This is a genomic window from Thermogutta sp. (genome assembly GCF_014359955.1).
In the GTDB taxonomy this organism is placed as follows: Bacteria; Planctomycetota; Planctomycetia; order Pirellulales; family Thermoguttaceae; genus Thermogutta.
The window spans coordinates 1-3,474 of the sequence record NZ_JACIYL010000470.1 but is presented as its reverse complement, the minus strand read 5'-3'; the positions used below and the strand labels follow the sequence as shown (position 1 = coordinate 3,474).

2 protein-coding genes are annotated in these 3,474 nt (G+C 59.5%); both read left to right on the top strand.

The genetic code is table 11. From position 1 onward, the window contains the following. The coding region (locus H5U08_RS13150) for a glycosyltransferase family 39 protein (protein ID WP_297033854.1) at positions 1 to 1,795 on the top strand (1,795 nt) is incomplete at its 5' end. 273 nt (positions 1,796 to 2,068) lie between these two features. After that, the coding region (locus tag H5U08_RS13145) for a hypothetical protein (protein WP_297033852.1) at positions 2,069 to 3,474 on the top strand (1,406 nt) is incomplete at its 3' end.

The following is a 3,474-nucleotide window of genomic DNA, read 5'->3' as shown; positions in this document are numbered from 1 at the left end:
CGCCTATTTCGGACTGGCGCTTGTTCTGGCGGCCAGCGTTTTCTTCGTCAATCTGGGGCAGCCCCGATTGTGGGATCGGGATGAGCCCCGGAATGCCGGCTGTGCCCGGGAGATGTTGGAACGGCATGACTGGGTGGTTCCGGTCTTCAACGGAGAGTTGAGGGACCACAAGCCGGTGCTGCTCTACTGGTTCATGATGCTGGCGTACAGTGTTTTCGGGGTCAATGAGTTTGCCGCCCGATTTTTTTCGGCAATTTTTGGACTCGGGACGGTGGCGATCACTTACGATCTGGGACGGCGTGCATTTCGACCAGAGGTCGGGTTTTGGGCCGCTCTCATGCTGGCGACCTGTATGATGTTTCCGGTAGCGGCCCGCGCTGCCACTCCCGACTCCGTGCTCATTTTCTTTTCCGCGGCCGCCCTGTGGCTCTACGCTCAGGCATTCGTGCTGGGGACTGGGGCCAGGGGCCGCGATCGATGGGCGAAGGGCCTGGCGCTGGCCAGTTACGCGGCGATGGGGTTAGCGGTGCTCGCCAAGGGGCCTATCGGGTTTCTGCTTCCCGCGGGAATCATTGGCCTGTATCACATGGTGGAAGAGCCACTGCCGCGTGGAGAGGGGCTTCCCCGCTTTGCACGATGGCTGGCTGGAATCCGCGAGTTCTTGCGTCCTGCCCGGATTCTCGCTGTGGTACGGAGGATGTTTCTCCTGCCGGGGCTTTTCGTGACGCTCGCGGTGGCCATGCCGTGGTATGTATGGGTTGGAATACGCACTGACGGAGCATGGCTGAGAGGATTTTTCCTGACGCATAACGTCGGCCGGTTCCTGCATCCCATGGAAGACCATTCGGGGCCGATTTTTTACTACCCCCTGGTACTGTTTGCTTGCTTTTTCCCGTGGGCACTCTTTTTGATTTCGGCTCTGGCACGCGGGATCAAAACCGCCCGATCGACGGATCGCGATGGAAAGATTGTGAGATTCCTGCTCATTTGGGCGGCGGTATACATTGGCTTTTTCTCTTTAGCGGGGACCAAGCTGCCCAATTACATCACGCCCTCTTTGCCGGCCTTCGCGCTGCTAACCGCATGGTGGCTTGATTCCTGGCTGAGACAGCCCGAGAACAATCAGCGATCGCCCTATGCAGTGGCGTGGATCCTGAGTGGATCCGGGCTCGTCGTGACGGTGGCCATTCCCGTAGCGGCCCACATTTTTTTGCCCGGTGAGGAGATCCTGGGAATTCTTGGGCTGGTCTGGGTGGCAGGAGGAGCTGCCTGTTGGCTGGCACTGCGTCGCGGGCAAAGGTTGGGCTTCGCGGTGGCGCTGGCTACGGCTGCATGGGTATTTGTCGTGGGACTTTTCGGGGTTGCCGCCGTACGGGTCTCCCGCCATCAGCAGTTTGATCATCTCGCCCGTATTCTGCGCGAACTCCGAACCTCGTCGCAGGAGCCCCTCACCGTGGCTGCCTACGATTCGCTTGAGCCGAGCTGGGTATTTTACCTGGGACGGCCTATCCGATTCCTGCCCGCCTCACAGGGACCGAACGTGATTAACGACATGGCCAAGCAGGGGAATTTCTGCCTGCTTCTGACCCGGAAACGGTATGAGCAAATCCGTGAAAAATTGGGGGCAAATCTCGCTCCTATTGCCGGGGTTCCCTACTTTCTCAAAAAGAACGAGGAGATCCTCCTGTTGGGGACACCGGAGGTCCTTGCCCAAGTGGACCGGCCCGGCTCCAACTCGGCCCCCGACTATACGGCAGAAGCGGCCCCTGCTGGAGGTACGGTGTACCGTCGCTGATCGGACACGCTTTACCGATGTGACCCCGTCCAAAAAGTGGGCAGCATCGCCTCGCAACATGATCGGAAGCGGCTGTTCTTTGATCAAATCTTGTCGATTGGGTAAACTAGAAAAGTAACCAGCTATTCTCATGGTTACGAGATGTGATTGTGCACCCTCATCGTGATTTCTGACTGCCGGGTGAACTAACAAGATCAAGCTGAGGAAGGGCCAGCCGTTTTGGTGGGATTTCCTATTCCCGTAAACCAGGCGAGACGCATTTGCGGCAGAGGTGTGGCAGCGGAGAGGGCCCTCCGCAGGCTTGGGCTGTGGCCTGCCGTTTTCATGGTCATGGCGGGCATGCTGGCACTGGGAGTGGGCCTGCGTGACGTCGCCGCGCAACAGTCGCCGAGTGGCGTTCCATCCGGTTGGATGACGGAACCTCCGATGGAGATCCCACAACAGGCCCTGCCAGGAGGAACAAGTCAGGCTGGCCAGAGCGGTGCTCCTTCCTCGGCGAATGCAGCCCAGAGCCCTCCAGCAACAGAGACCGGCCAACCCGGTGGCCCCACGGGGACGTCACCCCCAACTTCGCAGCCCAGCCCGCCCGCAGTGGAAGAGGTGAAGCCGGAGCAAATCTACCTGCGCGACGCCGACGGCAGTCTGAAGCTCATGCTGGGCTGGACAATGGCCCAATTCGAGGAGCTGGTTCGGCTTCGCGACGCGCTCGAACAGCGTTCTCGTCCACCCGCCTATGCGCTCGAAGGGGTGAACATCACGGGCAAAGCCTTCGATCACTATGCAGAGCTTCTCATCGAGTGCAAAGTCCGCATCCTCACCGACACGCCTGTGCGGGTCCCCCTGGGACTGGAGCAAATGATCCTCCGAGAGATTCCGCGTCGGGCGGATGGAAGTCAGTTGCTCATTTTTCGTAGTCAAAATGATGGCGGTTATGTCGTGTATCTCCAGGGGAAGAAGGAGTCGCTGGAAGACATCACACTTCAGGCCTGGGTCCCGGTGATTCAAAACGGGAACGATCGTCGCCTTGTGCTCAGCGTGCCAGAAACTCCCGTCTCCCAGTTGGAACTCGAGCTTCCTGTGGAAAATCCGACCGTGACACTCAGTCCTGGGGCGACGCTTGTGGGAACCGAGACCACGGCGGCCAGGACCACCCGGCTGAAAATTGCCGGTTTGGGACCGGGATTCGAACTGGCATGGCACGGGGAAGCGACGCCGGAAAAGGAGAAACCACCTATTCTGGAAAGCGTGGGGCTCGTCATCGTTCGAACCAGCGGCACGAGTGTGGATTTTGATGCCCGACTCACCGTCCGGAGCTACACCACGCCGTTTGACCGAGTGCGCATCCATTTGCCGCAGGGAGCGAGTTTGCTGCCCACCAACACCTCCGGCTACACGGTCACGGAAGTTGCCGGGAATTCAGGCGGGGGCAGTTCCGACGGAGTGGTGGAGGTGAGTTTTCCAAAAAAGGTGTCCGGACCTGTCGAAATCCGATTGAATGCGCGGCGGCCCGTGGATTCCCACGATTGGATGAATCTGGCCGGGTTTTCCGTAGCGGACGCCGTCCGCCAGTGGGGATACCTGGCGGTGGTCGTAACGGCTGATAAGACAGTTGTTTGGGGTAACCTGGCCGGTGTACGCCAGATTGAACGACTGCCCAACACGCAGGAATCGATCGAACC